Origin of the sequence: Mesorhizobium sp. WSM4898, from assembly GCF_029625845.1 — a bacterium.
Taxonomy (GTDB): domain Bacteria; phylum Pseudomonadota; class Alphaproteobacteria; order Rhizobiales; family Rhizobiaceae; genus Mesorhizobium.
Genome location: NZ_JARTVQ010000045.1, coordinates 1 through 259, shown reverse-complemented (window position 1 = coordinate 259; position 259 = coordinate 1). Strand labels below are relative to the sequence as shown.

General features: G+C 59.5%; 1 protein-coding gene. It reads right to left on the bottom strand.

The genetic code is table 11. The annotated features are described in order from the left end of the window. Window positions 1-56: 56 nt before the first annotated feature. The coding region (locus tag P9228_RS30890; protein ID WP_278057061.1) for a hypothetical protein at window positions 57-259 on the bottom strand (203 nt) is incomplete at its 5' end.

Genomic DNA, 259 nt, shown 5'->3' with positions numbered 1-259 from the left:
ATCGACGTAACCGACGGCGAATAAACTTCGGATTCGGTAATGGTTCCGCTCATAGGTTAGCCCTTGATCCAAATGTTTGCGGTCTTGCCGCCGAACTTCGTGCTGTCGCCGTAGTGCCAGCCGCCGCCGTAGACGACGCCCGTGAACGTGACCTTGAACAACAGTCGACAATGTGAGGGACAGAACGGGCGAAACAGCCTTCGCAGCGCGTCGGCCTGGCGCGCCGTCATGCCAGTGATTCCGACCGTGGTCCCGTCTC